Source organism: Sphingobacterium sp. UDSM-2020 (assembly GCF_016132525.1).
GTDB lineage: Bacteria > Bacteroidota > Bacteroidia > Sphingobacteriales > Sphingobacteriaceae > Sphingobacterium > Sphingobacterium anhuiense.
In genome coordinates, this window is sequence record NZ_CP066166.1 from 3,885,983 (window position 1) to 3,901,307 (window position 15,325).

A 15,325-nucleotide genomic window follows, 5' to 3' on the forward strand; every position below is an offset into this window, starting at 1 on the left:
TACTCAACTCAACTGCACGTTCTTTAAAGGTGCGATCATATTTTTTACGGATTTTAGTCATCGTTTCAAAATTAAGATATTTATTGTTCTTAACTTACACTGCCGACTAAGTTAGCAACTCCACATATTATTAGTTGACCTTACAATGCCGGGGCTACCTGGCGATCAATTAATTAAAAAAGTAAGGCATCATAACATTTTGAATCATTTGTTTATCATTTGTATGTCGGCTAATCTGGATGGAAAAGAGATTGCTATTGCTGCTGGAGCCAACATCTTTTTATCAAAGCCCTTTGACCTTGATGAACTTATTGATGCAATATATGGGTTTGAAACTTATAAAGAAGAAAAAGGAATTTCAATTTAAAAAGTTGCAGTTTATTTTAGTGATCAATTAAGTGGAGAAATTTGTTCGGTTACTTAAACAGGCCGTCAAAACGAAAATTACTTTTGACGGATAGAAAAGTATTATATTGATGGATATGCTTAATCTTTATTTACTTTCAATATTACTATTAAAATATTAATTAGGCACTTCAAAAGATGATACTATTTAAAACTTATGTTTTGCTTTAATTATTTCAACTTTTATTTTTTAGTCTTCATCTTGATGGTTCGCTACGTTGCATCACTTCGAATAAAAAAGAAATAAAAAGCCCTAAATTCCCATATTGTTTTCTTATTTTAGAGTCTTTTCGAAACTATCAAGACTATTAAATTATGCAGCAACTCATTGATCTTATCTATAAAATTGTTTGGTCAAACGCCTTAGTATGCCTTTGTCTTTTAACGGGTGTCTATTTTACGATTCGATTTAAATTTCCGCAGTTACTGTACTTCAAACAGATGTTACAGCTATTATTTGTTAAGAATAATGAAAAAAAAGGAATTTCGTCTTTCCAAGCTTTTTCACTAGCGATATCGGGTAGGGTTGGCACTGGCAATATTGCTGGTGTTGCCACAGCTATAGGAATGGGAGGGCCAGGTGCCATCTTTTGGATGTGGGTTATTGCTTTTTTAGGAAGCTCATCAGCGATAATTGAAGCTACTTTAGGACAGTTGTATAAAGAAACTAAGGATGGAGAGTTCCGAGGAGGCCCTGCTTATTACATTGAAAAAGGGCTGAATAATAAAATGTTTGCATGGATTTTTGCTTTAGTAACCATCATCAGTACAGGTTTTTTACTGCCAAGTGTACAGAGCAATAGCATTGCTGTAGCCGTAAAAAGTGCCTTTAACTTATCTCCGGTCGTTATTGGTATATTCATCAGTTTTGTTTTAGGAATAATTATTATAGGGGGGGTAAAACGAATCAGTAAAGTAGCTGAATATGTTGTACCGTTTATGGCCGGACTTTACATTTTGATGGCTGTAGTTATTATAGGTTTAAATTTTCAGCAGATCCCTGGTGTTTTACGCCTTATTTTTTCATCTGCATTCAGTACAGATGCAACCTTTGGTGGAATTGTAGGCGCAGCTATATCTTGGGGAGTGAAGCGTGGAATCTACAGTAACGAGGCTGGACAAGGTACAGCCCCTCACGCAGCTGCTGCGGCCCAAGTATCTCATCCCGTTAAGCAGGGTTTGGTGCAAGGGTTTTCAGTTTACATAGATACGCTGTTTGTGTGTACTGCAACTGCATTTATGATCTTATTCACCGGAATGTATAATGTACAAACAACTGATGGCTCTTTTATCGTTAACAATATCCCCGGAGTGGCTATAGGTGCCGAATTCACACAGTATGCAGTGAGTGCTCATTTTCCCTTATTGGGTAGCGGTTTTGTAGCAATAGCACTTACTCTGTTTGCTTTCACTACGATCATGGCTTATTACTACATCGCAGAAAGCAATCTTAGTTTTATGTTGCGTAGTAGAAGATCAAAAACGCTATTGTGGTGTCTTCGATTGATGATTTTGTTTTCAGTCTTTATAGGATGTTTAACAACAGCAAAAATGGCCTGGGATCTAGGTGATATTGGTGTCGGTCTTATGGCTTGGCTCAATCTTGTAGCAATTATACTGCTACACCATAAAGTGTTGTTGCTATTTAAAGATTATGAAGAACAAAAAAAGAGGGGTAGAGATCCTGTTTTTGATAATACAAATTATAAGATGGAAAATGTCAGTGAATGGGATAAGTAATTTTTTTGTTTTTCATAGACATAGTTTTTTAAAAGATAAGCGCTAAAGACTGGAAAATTAATGTAGAAAAAAATTCGGTCTACGCTTCTGCTATTAGAAACATAGACCGAGATAATAATTTTAAATGGATTGCCGTCTTATTGTCTAAGATGTACATCCTGTTGCGGATACGGTATTTCAATACCTTCTTTATCAAGCGCGTCCTTACAGTCGATGATTAATTGCTCCTGCATCGCCCAAAAATTCTCATTGGAAGTTGTTACCCTTATGGATAGATTAACAGCCGAGTCTCCTAAATTTGTCACGACAACATCTGGAGCCGGTTCAGAGTAAGCAAATTCATTATTACGGATAACTTCCAGTAATAGAGTTTTTGTTTTTCTCAGATCGGCATTGTAAGAAATTCCAATATCAAACCAGGTTCTGCGTGTTTGCAGTTCGGTATAATTGGTAATATTACTATTGGAAAGTTCTCCATTTGGTATAACAATGAGTTGGTTTTGAGGAGTTATCAACCTAGTGTTAAAGATGTCTATTACTTTAACTGTTCCCGATACCCCAGTGGAGGAAGAAATATAGTCACCAGCTTTAAAAGGTTTGAAAAGTAAAATCAATACTCCTCCTGCAAAGTTCGAAAGAGAACCTTGTAGCGAAAGACCAATAGCTAGACCTGCAGCTCCAATAACTGCTATGAAAGTTGAAGTTTGTACGCCCAATTGACTTACAACTACTATAAATAAGAGAATTTTTAATATCCAATTGACAATGCTCCCCAGGAATACTCGAATACTTGGATCTACATTTCGTTTGATGAAAATTTTATCGATTAATTTTTTAATCATTTTGATTAACCATAGACCTAGGAAAAGAATTAGGACTGCCGATAGTATAGCACTTATGATGCTGGGAGCATAGCTGATGGCACTATCAACAAATTTTTCTGCTTTATTTTCAAAAGTATTTAATTGTTCGTTTTGCATAGTTTATATTATATTTTTAATGTTCACCGAAAGAGCGATCCTTACTGGACGACACTTTTCTCTAATTCTTTGACAAAGTCATTACCCCAATAATGTATATCATAGTACTTAATTTGTTCGAGCGATCTGCTAATTCGTAACCTTGCTTCTTCTTCATCCATCATCAGAGCTTTTAGAAGTGATTCGATCAAACTTTTTCTATCGTACGGATTGGTAAATATGGCATAAGGTAATTCTACGGATGCTCCGGCAAATTCCGACAGGACCAATATGCCACTACCTTGGAGTATTCCCTGTGTAGCGACATATTCTTTCGCGACCAGATTTAATCCATCTCGGAGCGGGGTTATCCAAGCGATATCACTAATTGCGTATTGGATTAGAACTTCTTCAAACGGTAATGCCTGAAAAAAATACTGGATAGGAGTCCATTCTAACGTGGCATATTTACCGTTGATCTCACCTATCGCTTGATTTACTTTATCACGTATTTCATTATAGATTTTCATTCCTTGAGACGGTGGTGTACATACGTTGATCAAAGATACTTTACCACGGAATTCTGGGTAATTTTCTAAAAATTCGTCAAATGCCTGTATTTTTTCCAACGGTCCTTTGACATAATCTAACCGCTCGATAGAAACAATCCTTTTAATCTTATTTTTCTGTTTTTCCTGCAGGTATTTTTCAATCTTCTCCTTGACAGGTTCTCGGTTTAGTGTGTTTTTGATGTGATCATAGTTCACACCTACAGGTTGTGCTCCTAAACGAATCTGACGACCATCAACTTCAATAATTTTTGTCATTTGTTCAATACCCAGCGCACAGCTATATGTCAAGAATTGCTTAGCCACATTTATTTTCTTGATGACCTTAAAAGGAGTATGACTTCGTAAAACATCAATAAAATTTTCTACATAACGAGGAATGTGAAAGCTAATAAAATCGCAGAGTAAAAGGCTGCCAATAATCTCTCGACGCCAGGGAATGATATTAAAGATATCAGCGGCAGGAAATGCAGTATGGTGGAAGAATCCGATTTTTAGATCAGGTCTTAAAGGCTTCAGGTAGGCAGGTACCATCCACAGGTTATACTCATGAATCCATACCAATGCACCCTCATCTGCCTCTTTCGCAATTCGCTCCGCAAACATTCTATTGATCTTGAGATAATGATGCCAGTCAGCATGATTAAATTGTGCTTTATCAATAAATGAAAAAATAGTAGGCCAAAAGGCCTCTTTACAAAATACCCTGTAAAAGCGGTCGATGTCTTCTTTAGGTAAAGAGATAGTGGCTGCGACCAAGTTTTTATAACGCTCAGCGTCTATTAATTCGTTCTTAACTTCTTGACCGTCTCCACGCATAATCTCTTCTCCGATCCAAATCCCCGAGCGACCCTCTTCAAATAATCCTAAGAGTGAAGGGATGACACCATTGGGACTAAGAGGTTTGGTTCGGATCACTTTTCCATTTATTTCCTTAAAATCAAATGGAAGTCTATGATACACCATTACCAATTGGTTTTTATTCTCTCGAGCCTTGATTTGCTCCAAGGGTTCTATATTGTTTATGTAGCGTTTAAAATGGCTGATTTTTGACATGCACTCAAGAATTCCTCCTGCGCCCGCACTTTCGGCCTGATATACCAGTATATTCGATTTAGTTGCTTCTAATAAGCTCTGTTCAGACCTGCCAACAGCAACTGCCTGCGAGCCTATCTCTAATAGAGACAGGTCGTTCATTGTGTCTCCGGCCGCTAAAACTTGATCTGTTTCTATATTAAGATACTGGATTAGCTTAAGCAAACTGGTCCCTTTATTGACTTCGCGAGGTAATATATCTAAATATTTATCTACAGAAGTAATGATATCGCATGAGAATTCTTCTGCAATAGCAGTTACCTGATCTAGATCCGTGTCTGTTCCGTAATAATAAGAGCATCTTCGTTGCTGAGGCACACGTTGATATTCTATATGTTCGACTTTTGAAATCGCTCGTTGGATATCATATATGGAGGGCCATTTTTTTTCAATTTCTCCCTGTAATGGTTCAATAGATTCTAATGTATGTCCATTGACGATAGTTGCACCTACATCTGCGATAATGTAATCTGGACGCGGTATAATCGGATCATTCAATAGTGGGATGACAGATTCTAATCCGCGACCAGTTACAAATACTAATTTGATTTTTTTTTGATTCTTGATGATTCGATATAATTTCAGCCTATCTGCCATTTTTCCACCTAAGAATGTGCCGTCTAAGTCTGTTGCTAATAACATCATTTTATATTTCTTTCTAATAATTTAAATTCTGTCTCTACCGGCATGTGTAAAAAGAGTATCCGGTATGACGTGTAAAGTATTGGCATCATTAAATTGATGCTTTTGGACAGTTGATAGAGTCCTTGAGTCGCAGTATATCCTTCAACAACCATAGACATTTTGTTCATGGCTTGTTCAACTGATAAGCCTTTTCCGATCAATTCTCCAAAAGTCCTATTTCTGCTGTGATCTGAATAACCGGTAACCAGCATATCTCCTAAATAACTGGAACTCGCTAGATTTTCGGTGGCTATGTTTATATTTTTTAAAAACATCTGTAATTCATTGATCGCATTGGACATTAAAACAGCGATGAAATTATCACCATAGTTTAATCCTTTGGCAATACCAATAATGATTCCGATAACATTTTTATATATTGCGGCATATTCAATACCTATTAGATCTTCACTTGTACCTACGCTGACATAAGATGTAGAGAAATAGGGAATCAGCTGTTTTATTATAGGTTGATTTTTACTGCATAATGTCATGTAGGTTCGCCTATTGTTTGCGATTTCTTCGGCGTGACATGGGCCTGCTATAATTCCGATATCGATTTCCGGAATTGCAAAATAGTTACTCAGAAATATACTTGGTAGAACTTTGTCAGTACCTACAAGACCTTTAATGGAAGTAATTATGAATTTGTTTTTTAGATTTTTGATTTCTATTTGCTGGGACAAATGTGCGAGTTGCGAGCTCGGGACCAAAAAGACAATTGTTGCAGAACGTTTAATGATTTCATTCAGGTCTGTACTGATATATATGAAATCACCCCGGAGTTTGACAAAACTTAGATAATCTGGGTTTATGTCTTTTTCTTTGATATGATCAGCTTGGTTTATGCGCCTGACATACCAGTTTACCTGGACTTTGTTTTCTGTTAAAATTTTGACAAGAGCGGTTGCCATACTTCCGCTCCCAATAACACTTATTTCTTTCAAATTTTTTTGTGTTTTTTTACAGAATATGAGTTTTATTCTGCCTTTTGAAGATGTTTATATCTCAAATATACATAAAAATAAACCATTAAGCAAATTTATGGCGTAATTTTTTGTTTTCTGACTGTCGTCTAAAGCCCATATCAATAGCTTTAGCGCCATAACAGGACAATAAATACGACTGTACAAGAAGATTTTTCTATTTGTTAGACTGAGTTTACTAAATTCTCTTTTGTGATTTTATAAAAATGGTTGAAGATTATCATTTCTTGTTAAGAATATATGATTATATAGTATTATTAACAAATTGTATCACATGATATCTTTTTAAATATTATCCTACTGTTGTCTGGACTTTTTCGCCCGTGATTAAATGCGTTTGTTTTAATTTAGTTGCTAACTACTAGCGTGTTTTCTACTTTTTAAACTGCCCGTTTCATATATTTTTAATGCCTGTTGTATGATATCATCAATTGTTTCTTTGGGTATATCTATATTTGGATTAATACGTAAAATCTTCATGCGACTTCGGTTGCCTGTTTCCAGCTCAGGGTGTTTAAAATATTTTCCTTCAGCAAAAAGAATATAGGGTTCGTCTGTTTTCTTATCTGTCCATAAAAAACAGACTATTTTTTGTTTAAAACAGAAGCAGGGCATTCCCCACTTCTGTGTTTCAGTTATATTTTTATGCTGATTAAGTATAATATGCCTTAGTGAAAGTAAACAGCCCCTTATTGGTTCTGCTTTGGTCAGATAGTAGTTATAAACATGCTCGATCATACGCCCTATTTTACTGCAATAAAAAAGTCAATTTCTGCATCAGTTGGATCTAGTGCCTTTTCTCCAAAGATTTCAAAATCTGTTGTAAATGCTCGATCTAAATCTAAATTCCAGATTTCCTGCCATTTGTTGACAATCAAACCCTTCATTAAATTTCCTTTGGCAGTTAATTTCAGATACTTTCCGCCTTCAATTGATTTTCCTATCATTCCTTCCGGAATTGTCGATAAATTTTTCACTTTACATCCCAGTACTGCTGTATATGGTTCAGTATGGTCACTTACATAATTTGTGTATACAGAATATATCGTGTCGTCAATCTTATTTGGAATTGCCTCCAACACATTCTCCTTGATAAATCTATTCCATAAATCGGTAATATCTGTAGCGGCCAGATTGTTTTCGTTTGTTGTTCTGATAGAAATGCCAATTAATTTAAAGGGCTCGGTAGTAATTTTTTTCATGTATTAATTATTTGGTACGTTACAAAACTACTATGGTCCTGTGACAGCCTTATGTCAAGGGCTATGAATAAGATTTCTTTTTGCAGCTTTCAAAATATTGTTGCAGAGTTATGTCATGTGGCTCAAACTGTTCGTTTAGCGTTAACAGATCTAAAATTCTATCAAGACGGAATGCTCTAAAATCTTTTCTTAAACGGCAGTAAGCAATAAGTAACCAGTTTTCCTGTGTGCTGTAGATTGCAAAAGGTTCAATAGTTCTTTCAGTAAATTGTTTGTTTTCTGAAGAAAACCGGTATTTGATTTTTATAAGTTTAAAATTCGTCATAGCCAGCTGTATTGTTGACAGATAATTACTGGTACTGTCATTGTCGGAATTTATTCTGAATACCACGCGATCGGAAAGTAAGTTTGCTTTATCTTTCGTATTATTTCTAAGTACAGATTTAATTTTATTTATTGCTTCCGAATACTCCTTAACGAAGGAACTTTCTTTATTTTTTAGGATCAGCTGTTCTGCCGTAATCAAAGCATTGGCTTCACTTTCAGTAAACATTATAGGTGAAACCCGATAGCCCTCCATTAAAGAATAACCTTTTCCCTCCTCAACCAGAATAGGTACACCAGCCATTTCTAAAGCTTTTATATCCCTATATATCGTCCTTTTTGTTACTAGGAATTTTTCGGCTAATTCAGAAGCTGTAATAAGACGTTTGGTTTGCAATTGGGTCAGGATCGCCGTTAGTCGGGAGAGTCTTTTTATATCTTTACCATTATCCATTTCTAATTCTGAGCTTACTATTATTAATTTGTCAACATTCATCTATGATTAAATCAAAAATATACAATAGAATAATTGAAAAAGTATAGATTCAAATTAAATTTAAGTACTGAATTTTTTATGAGAATAATGTAACGTTTCACTGTCAAAATTTTTAAAACAATGTTATCCTGATATTGTTTTAAAAATAAGATTACATTTTTGATAAACCGATTGTATAATTTAATAACATGGAAACAATTATATTTTTAACCGACTTTTCTGTTGCTGCACGTCACGCATTTGATCAGCTACTTACCATCGCAAAACGGACAAAAATTAAAAATGTGATCATTTATCATTCTTTGGCCTATTTTAATAGCAAATTTTATAATACCGGAGACTTCATGCTTCCTCCTCCGGTAATTGATGAAATGGAAATAGACGATGTGAAAGGAAAATTGCGCCTTCTGAAACAAGAACTTTCGACAGTATCTCCGATGACAGCGATAAGTGCACATTACGACTTATTGACCGTTATGGATGGTGTTCTGCGAATTTCTGAAAATGAGAAAATAGACCTTATCATTGTTGGTTTGAGAGGAAGTGACGATGGCGGGAAAAATAGTGTAGGATCAACAACCGTTGATCTTATCGAATCGCATGCCTTTAATCTGTTACTAGTTCCAGAAATGAATCTGGCACATCTTTATAAAAAAGTACTTTTAGCTGTAGATTTATCACATTTGCATGAAAGGCTACCTGTAAAAATGATATTTCAGATGCAAGAACTCCTTAGTTTAGAATGGCATGTAGTCAATGTTAGTATCCAAGGTCAGCATTCTGCCGCTCAACTTATAGAAGAGCAGTCATTTTTACATTCAAGTTTAGACAGTCTTGAGCCGACTTATTCCTATCTGGAGGGAGAGGATATAGTTGAAAAGATTAACACCTATGTAGAAGATCATCATATAGACCTCTTAGTTACAGCACCTCGAAAATTAGGCTTTTTAGCCACTTTATTTCGTAAAAGTGCTTCTAAAAAGTTAGCTGTTCACACCAGAGTACCAATATTGATGTTGTTTCCATAGAGGTCGCATTACCTACTGGAGGTTTGGCTACGTGTATTAGTCTATTCTTTAGTGTTTATTATATTTGATTTACTATTATTAGAGACTAATCTCGCTATCACCACTGCAGGGTATAATATCCCAATAACAGATAACATAACTGATAGCATTCGGGCCGACATTCCATCTGGATAGATATCGCCATATCCTACAGTGGTAAGGGAAACTAAACTGTAGTAAATATACACAGAATAGTCCATGTCATTATTTACTAACAGCACATTTCCTGTAATAGATTTTCCAGTCTGTATGTTTAAAATTTCAAAAGTAAAAGCTCCCATCAAAGCAAATAATAAATACACATTTATAGCACCAATAATGCGGTACTTATTGGTATTACTGTCTCTGAAAAGTAACCTGATATTAATGAGTATAAATTGACTCATATTGATAAGCCCTGCCAGTCGTTCGATCAGGTAGTATTCCTTTGGTGTATCGTCAAATCTGATCAACTGTAGGATTAAATGAGCACAAAACAAGAGTGATGATAGGTAAATACTCCACTTTTCTTTACTGGAAAAAATTCCAATAAAATACAATACCAAAAATAAAACATTTAAGATGATGATATTTGCAAAACCTTGCTCCAAGAGAACAGGCATTACAAATACCATAAACATCAACATCACCAGCAAGGTGACAAAACTAGCATCAGAAAGCCAGTAGTTCTTTATTTTGCGTAGCGTATGTTTCAAAATTAAGTAGTGTGATTTTTTTATAAATATCGTCTCAGTCAAATCATGTATTAAAGCTGTTAAGCGGCTCTTTTATTGCTTAAGCTTTTTAATAAAAAATATCCAAGTAATCCAGCTAAAATTGAAGAGATCAGTATAGATAATTTTGCTTCATTAACATATAAAGGGTTATCAAAAGATAGTATGGAAATAAAGATAGACATTGTAAAACCAATACCCGCTAATAATCCAATTCCTATTATGTGTTTAAAATTACTACCTTCGGGTAGACTGCTAATTTTTAATTTAGAGCAGATGAAAGCCATTAGAAATATCCCTAAAGGTTTCCCTAATAAAAGTCCAAGGCTGATACCGAGACCCAAAGGAGCTATTAAGCCATGAATCATTTCACTTTCAATAGTAATATTGGTATTTGCAAAAGCAAAAATGGGAATAATTAAAAAATTGACAGGTTTTACCAGAGCATGCTCTAATCGCTCTAAAGGCGATTCGATTGCCGTATCGTTGGTCGGTATCGTCATAGCAACCAATACTCCGGCAACAGTAGCGTGAATACCAGAATGGTGTATGAAATACCAAATAAATATACCTGGTATTAGGTATAAGTAAGGATTTAAGATATTTAATCTATTCATGATAACTAGAATAGCAAGACCAATTCCTGCATATATCAGATAAGTTATTTCAATGCCAGAGGAGTAAAATAACGCAATTACTAAAATTGCGATCAAATCGTCTACAATTGCAAGAGCTGCCAAGAATATTTTTAAGCTTGCTGGTATCCTGTTTCCAAGAAGCGTTATAACAGCTAAAGCAAATGCGATATCTGTAGCCATCGGAATGCCCCAACCCGAAACAGTGTCTGTTCCTGCATTTATACTTAAATAAATCAGAGCTGGAATAACTGCTCCACCTATCGCGCAGAGCATTGGTAATGAAGCCTTTTTAGGAGAGGACAATTCGCCTTCAACAATCTCTCTTTTAATTTCTAAGCCTACCAGTAAGAAGAAGATCGCCATTAAACCATCATTAATCCAAAGGAGCACGCTATATTTCAAATGGATGGCAGTTGATTCATATCCCAGTTCCCAATCTAAAAGAGCCTGAAGAGATGATCCAAGTGATGTGTTTGCAATGATTAATGAAATAATGACACAAATAAATAATAGTATTCCGCCAGCATTACTAGATTTGAAAAAATCTTTAAAAACGTTTAGATTAATTCCTTTTTCCATAATTTCAATTGTAAAAGTTCAGTACAAAAATACAAATCAATGGAACCTATAACTAGTAAAAAAGAGACATAAATACAACCATATCGTTTCTTAATTTGCTTAATTAGTTCCAAGAATAATGCTTAGGAGAAACACCTAAATATTGTTTGAAATCCTTAAAAAAATGATTGTAATCATAATATCCTCCCTCAAAAGGTACAATATTTAATGGAGTAGGCATTTCTTTTTCATACCTTTCATAGGTGTATATGAAGCGTTGAAGTGAGATGTATTTCTTTGGTGTAATTCCAAAATATCGCAGAAAATTTCTTTGTAACCATTTTTTATTTACATTTTCACCTAATAAACTTAGCAGTTGAGAAACAGTTACATTGCCCTTATATGTGTCTATAAAGCCTATTGCAGATTTCAGAATAGGCGGTAAAAAATCATCTATTTTTACTTGTTCAAGGGCGCTATTCCAGACTTGAAGTTTATCTTCTACTTTATTCTTGGTATACATCTCTGTAATCACAGAAGACCATTTCGTATCGGCGACATCTTCAAAACTGCAAACAGTATTATTAATTAGCGCGGTGCTATCGATATTAAAGATGGAATAAAATGATGCCGGATCAAAACGAATAACAGTAATATATGCTAAACCATCTGGTATTTCCCACTGCATATCTTTAATTATTCCACAACATAACCAAACGGATTTTAATTTAATGAGGTTGCCATTTTTTCTTAGTATAGTTTCACTCGATAAGCTAGGCATAAAAATAAGCGAAGGAATACCATCATTGAATAAGGGCTGGTTTTTTTCTAGATCTTCGCATGCAAATACATATATTCCTAATATATGTTTATTAGAGCAATTTTTAGAAAGTAAGCTGTCATTTAAAGAATGTCGTTGACTTAGCTCATTTTTTTTGATTCGATTTAATAATTTTATTGGCATATATATACGTTTTATCAATTGCTCGCTTACTTTGGTAGGTTCGATATTTACTGCTTATTTATAGCAATAATCATACCTATAAATGAGTATCCAACTTATATTTTAACAAGGTTTATTATACTACAGTTGTAAGTAATAAGAGTATTACAAAGTAATTTTTGTGTCCTTAATATAGTCTGTAATTCAGTATATTAATGCTTAACATGTTTATTAAATTTAGACCACACATGCTTCTATAAGTCATAATTTACGATACTTGAAAAAAAATATGGTTAAATTGGAACCTTAATTAAACAAAAGGCATGATGAGTGAATCGATCAAATCTATCATTGTTGGCATTGTACAAGGATTAACAGAATTTTTACCCGTTTCATCTTCCGGGCATATTGTTATTGCCCAACAGTTACTAGGTTTACAATTTGATCCTGAGGAGAATTTATTGTTCGCTATTGTATTACATTTAGCTACAGCTTTGAGTACTATTGTAATCTTTAGGAAGGACATTTTGAAAATAATAAAAGGGATATTTCAATTTAAATGGAATGAGGAAACAAAATATTCTTGGTACATCGTACTTTCAATGATTCCCGCGGCATTGGTGGGAGTTTTTCTAAAAGATATGTTAGAAGAGTTGTTTTCCAATTTATTAATTGTGGGAATGATGCTTTTAATTACAAGTTGTCTTCTATTTTTTGCAAATAGAGCTAAAAATACAACTAGGTCGATAGGTACTAAAGAGGCCATCCTTATAGGACTTGCTCAATCGTTCGCTGCACTACTTCCTGGTTTATCCAGATCTGGCTCTACTATTTCAACATCTATATTATTGGGGGTTGATAAGTCTGCAGCTGCACGTTTTTCATTTCTTATGGTTTTGCCTTTGATACTTGGAGCTTCAGCCAAGATGGTATTAGATTTAAATGTTGAATATCAGTCCTTAGCATCTTTAACGATTAAACCATCTTCATTGTTATTAGGGTTTATAGCGGCATTTTTTTCTGGATTGTTTGCGTGTACGTGGATGATTAATATTGTGAAAAAAGCTAAATTAACCTATTTTGCTATTTATTGCTTTACAGTAGGAATTACAGTCATAACTTATGCGTTTTTTTATTTGTAATATTTATACCTGTAATTCAGTGGTCGGGTATGACTTCGCGACGTAATTCACTCCAAATAAGAATTAAAAGACAGTTAATAACCGTATTGAAAATGGATATTCAAGTTATAAAGTAGGATAGGGGATTGTATGGGGGAATTATCATCTGAAGAAACATTAAGTGTCAATTTGTTTTATCGAATTAAAATCAACAATGTAATGCTAAATGAACCAAATTCCCGCTTAGCGCCCCCAAATTTAGTTCATTTAGCAAAGGCTTATTTTATTTATTTGTCATCACTTTGTATGTTGGATCATCCAGAATATTGACGACGATAACGCTTTCTGCATTTTTTAATAATTTAATACAGTCCTGGCTCAAATGGAGAAGATGAATTTTCTTTTCCAATTTATGGTACTTTTCTGTAATCTTATTCAATGCATCGATAGCAGACATATCGACTACCTTGCTTTCTTTAAAATCAATAATAACCTCCTCCGGATCATTCAAGGTATCGAATTTCTCTAGAAAGGCTGCTGTAGAACCAAAAAATAGAGGGCCGAATATCTCATAATGTTTTATACCGTGTTCGTCTACATATTTTTTTGCACGGATACGTTTCGCACTTTCCCAAGCAAACACTAAAGCTGAAATAACCACACCGATCAAAACTGCGAGGGCTAGATTATGTAAGATAATAGTTATTAGCGCTACAAGCATTCCAATAAAAATATCGTGAGGCGGCATTTTATTTATAATTCTGAAACTTACCCATTCAAATGTACCAATGGCTACCATCATCATGACACCTACCAACGCCGCCATTGGTATTTGTTCAATAACAGGTCCAGCGACTAGAATGACGATCATTATAGCAACAGCTGCTACTATAGCAGAAAGCCTTGCGCGACCACCTGCACTGATATTGACAAGCGTTTGTGCTACCATCGCACAACCTCCCATTCCTCCAAAAAAACCATTGGTTATATTAGCAATACCTTGAGCAGCGGCCTCGCGGTTCGATTTACCCTTTGTATTGGTTATTTCATCGACCATGTTAAGTGTTAATAGAGACTCAATTAAACCGACTCCAGCCATTACCAGAGCATATGGAAAAATGATCTGCAAGGTTTCAAGACTGTATGATATCTCGGGTATATGAAATGAAGGGAGAGAACCGCTTACCGATGCGATGTCAATTACTTTCTTAGTATCAATATTAAAAAAATAAACAATACCGAATACAACAAGTATAGCAACTAGTGAGGCAGGAACTGCTTTTGTTATTTTTGGTAAAATCAAAACGATAACTATTGTTAAGAGTGTCAGTCCAAGCATTAGATACAGTGCAGGTCCCTGCATCCAACTCGTTATTCCATTTTCAGTAATCTTAAACTGGGCAACTTGCGCCATAAAAATAATTACAGCAAGACCGTTTAAGAACCCATACATAACAGGCTGCGGTATGAGACGTACAAATTTACCTAGTTTAAAAACGCCTACCATGAGCTGTAATATACCTGCTAAAATAACTGCGGCAAATAGGTATTCAACACCATGACTAGCTGCTAATGCGATAAGCACTACGACGGTCGCGCCCGCACCTCCGGATACCATGCCGGGTCTGCCGCCAAGTACAGCGGTGACAATTCCCATTAAAAAAGCTGCGTATAGTCCGGTGAGAGGTGATAATCCTGCCAATATGGCAAAGGATAAAGATTCGGGGATCATGGTCATAGCTACAGCCAGACCAGCCAAAATTTCATTTTTGTAGTTTACTTTCTGTTTGAAATCAAACAGATTTAGGATTTTATACATATTATG

14 protein-coding genes are annotated in these 15,325 nt (G+C 35.0%); 4 read left to right on the top strand and 10 right to left on the bottom strand.

Annotated features, from left to right (window positions below; translation table 11 throughout):
* Positions 1-124: 124 nt before the first annotated feature.
* Together JAZ75_RS16295 and JAZ75_RS16300 are read left to right on the top strand one after the other, a co-directional pair.
* Positions 125-367: a response regulator gene (locus tag JAZ75_RS16295; RefSeq protein WP_346600832.1), complete on the top strand. Its 243-nt coding sequence runs from the start codon at positions 125-127 to the stop codon at positions 365-367.
* 353 nt (positions 368-720) lie between these two features.
* The gene (locus JAZ75_RS16300) at positions 721-2,145 is read left to right on the top strand and encodes an alanine/glycine:cation symporter family protein (RefSeq protein ID WP_208696717.1); all 1,425 of its coding nucleotides are present in this window, start codon (positions 721-723) and stop codon (positions 2,143-2,145) included.
* Positions 2,146-2,282: 137 nt separating this feature from the next.
* Here JAZ75_RS16300 and JAZ75_RS16305 read toward each other — a convergent pair whose 3' ends face one another.
* From JAZ75_RS16305 to JAZ75_RS16330, 6 genes are all read right to left on the bottom strand, one after another.
* Positions 2,283-3,125 carry a mechanosensitive ion channel family protein gene (locus JAZ75_RS16305; RefSeq protein WP_208696719.1) on the bottom strand — a complete coding sequence of 281 codons (843 nt, stop codon included), beginning with the start codon at positions 3,123-3,125 and terminating at the stop codon, positions 2,283-2,285.
* Between the two features lie 41 nt (positions 3,126-3,166).
* Positions 3,167-5,413, bottom strand: coding sequence for a glucosylglycerol-phosphate synthase (gene ggpS, locus JAZ75_RS16310; protein ID WP_232789230.1), 2,247 nt, complete (start codon positions 5,411-5,413; stop codon positions 3,167-3,169).
* Positions 5,410-6,399, bottom strand: coding sequence for an NAD(P)H-dependent glycerol-3-phosphate dehydrogenase (locus JAZ75_RS16315; RefSeq protein WP_208696720.1), 990 nt, complete (start codon positions 6,397-6,399; stop codon positions 5,410-5,412). Before JAZ75_RS16315 ends, ggpS begins: the two co-directional genes overlap by 4 nt.
* A gap of 393 nt (positions 6,400-6,792) precedes the next feature.
* Positions 6,793-7,176 (bottom strand): DUF1801 domain-containing protein, encoded by a 384-nt coding sequence (locus JAZ75_RS16320; RefSeq protein WP_232789231.1) that lies wholly within the window; start codon positions 7,174-7,176, stop codon positions 6,793-6,795.
* Between the two features lie 5 nt (positions 7,177-7,181).
* Complete coding sequence (locus JAZ75_RS16325) at positions 7,182-7,640, bottom strand: GyrI-like domain-containing protein (RefSeq protein ID WP_021190373.1); 459 nt, start codon at positions 7,638-7,640, stop codon at positions 7,182-7,184.
* A gap of 61 nt (positions 7,641-7,701) precedes the next feature.
* Entirely contained in the window at positions 7,702-8,460 is a 759-nt protein-coding gene (locus tag JAZ75_RS16330) for a helix-turn-helix transcriptional regulator (protein WP_232789232.1), read from the bottom strand.
* 188 nt (positions 8,461-8,648) lie between these two features.
* On the opposite strand from JAZ75_RS16330, the gene JAZ75_RS16335 reads away from it, so the two are divergent.
* Entirely contained in the window at positions 8,649-9,488 is an 840-nt protein-coding gene (locus JAZ75_RS16335; protein ID WP_208696721.1) for a universal stress protein, read from the top strand.
* Between the two features lie 41 nt (positions 9,489-9,529).
* On the opposite strand, the gene JAZ75_RS16340 is transcribed toward JAZ75_RS16335, so the two are convergent.
* From JAZ75_RS16340 to JAZ75_RS16350, 3 genes are all read right to left on the bottom strand, one after another.
* Positions 9,530-10,222: a potassium channel family protein gene (locus JAZ75_RS16340; RefSeq protein WP_031288502.1), complete on the bottom strand. Its 693-nt coding sequence runs from the start codon at positions 10,220-10,222 to the stop codon at positions 9,530-9,532.
* A 59-nt stretch (positions 10,223-10,281) separates the two neighbouring features.
* On the bottom strand, positions 10,282-11,457 hold the full coding sequence (gene nhaA, locus JAZ75_RS16345; RefSeq protein ID WP_208696722.1) for a Na+/H+ antiporter NhaA: 1,176 nt from the start codon (positions 11,455-11,457) through the stop codon (positions 10,282-10,284).
* Between the two features lie 103 nt (positions 11,458-11,560).
* On the bottom strand, positions 11,561-12,400 hold the full coding sequence (locus JAZ75_RS16350; RefSeq protein WP_208696723.1) for a helix-turn-helix domain-containing protein: 840 nt from the start codon (positions 12,398-12,400) through the stop codon (positions 11,561-11,563).
* A 302-nt stretch (positions 12,401-12,702) separates the two neighbouring features.
* On the opposite strand from JAZ75_RS16350, the gene JAZ75_RS16355 reads away from it, so the two are divergent.
* Positions 12,703-13,521, top strand: coding sequence for an undecaprenyl-diphosphate phosphatase (locus tag JAZ75_RS16355; protein ID WP_232789233.1), 819 nt, complete (start codon positions 12,703-12,705; stop codon positions 13,519-13,521).
* A 262-nt stretch (positions 13,522-13,783) separates the two neighbouring features.
* On the opposite strand, the gene JAZ75_RS16360 is transcribed toward JAZ75_RS16355, so the two are convergent.
* Positions 13,784-15,319 (bottom strand): SulP family inorganic anion transporter, encoded by a 1,536-nt coding sequence (locus tag JAZ75_RS16360; protein WP_208696724.1) that lies wholly within the window; start codon positions 15,317-15,319, stop codon positions 13,784-13,786.
* Between the last annotated feature and the right edge of the window lie 6 nt (positions 15,320-15,325).

Coding starts and splice junctions, on each gene's coding strand:
- JAZ75_RS16300 (WP_208696717.1), top strand. CDS start 721: ATGCAGCAACTCATTGATCTTATCTATAAAATTGTTTGGTCAAACGCC.
- JAZ75_RS16305 (WP_208696719.1), bottom strand. CDS start 3,125: ATGCAAAACGAACAATTAAATACTTTTGAAAATAAAGCAGAAAAATTT.
- ggpS (WP_232789230.1), bottom strand. CDS start 5,413: ATGATGTTATTAGCAACAGACTTAGACGGCACATTCTTAGGTGGAAAA.
- JAZ75_RS16320 (WP_232789231.1), bottom strand. CDS start 7,176: ATGATCGAGCATGTTTATAACTACTATCTGACCAAAGCAGAACCAATA.
- JAZ75_RS16325 (WP_021190373.1), bottom strand. CDS start 7,640: ATGAAAAAAATTACTACCGAGCCCTTTAAATTAATTGGCATTTCTATC.
- JAZ75_RS16330 (WP_232789232.1), bottom strand. CDS start 8,460: ATGAATGTTGACAAATTAATAATAGTAAGCTCAGAATTAGAAATGGAT.
- JAZ75_RS16335 (WP_208696721.1), top strand. CDS start 8,649: ATGGAAACAATTATATTTTTAACCGACTTTTCTGTTGCTGCACGTCAC.
- nhaA (WP_208696722.1), bottom strand. CDS start 11,457: ATGGAAAAAGGAATTAATCTAAACGTTTTTAAAGATTTTTTCAAATCT.
- JAZ75_RS16350 (WP_208696723.1), bottom strand. CDS start 12,400: ATGCCAATAAAATTATTAAATCGAATCAAAAAAAATGAGCTAAGTCAA.
- JAZ75_RS16355 (WP_232789233.1), top strand. CDS start 12,703: ATGATGAGTGAATCGATCAAATCTATCATTGTTGGCATTGTACAAGGA.
- JAZ75_RS16360 (WP_208696724.1), bottom strand. CDS start 15,319: ATGTATAAAATCCTAAATCTGTTTGATTTCAAACAGAAAGTAAACTAC.